The 382-nt window shown below is 72.5% G+C and carries 1 protein-coding gene; it reads left to right on the plus strand.

The window, feature by feature from the left end:
- On the plus strand, positions 1–382 hold a 382-nt coding region (locus ACNFOC_RS55925), incomplete at both ends, for a hypothetical protein (RefSeq protein WP_416966515.1).

The raw sequence follows: 382 nt of genomic DNA on the forward strand, positions 1-382 counted from the left end.
CTCCCACGACCCCGCGCCCGATGTCGCCGACGACCCCCGGGCACAGGCCGCGGTCCCGGCGATCACCGCCGCCGAGAACGCGATCCAGCGGGCCACCGCCGGGCTCGCCACCGCCCGGCCGGCGCTGGCACGCGCGGAGCACATCGTCGACGTCGGCCCGGCCCGCATCAGCCAGGAGGAAGAAAACCTCGAAGCGGCCGAGGAGGAGGCGGAGGAAGACGCGAAGGCCGTGGTCGTCGCGGCCGGCAAGCTCCAGGGCGCCCAGCGGAACGAGAGCATCGCTGGCAAAGAAGTTGGGCCGCCACGATCACCGGGTCTCCGAGTCCTACATCGCCGAGTACCGCGAGGACAAGGAGCGTTGGGAGCAACGCGTCGACGCCTG

The organism is Streptomyces colwelliae (genome assembly GCF_048158785.1).
Classification (GTDB): domain Bacteria; phylum Actinomycetota; class Actinomycetes; order Streptomycetales; family Streptomycetaceae; genus Streptomyces.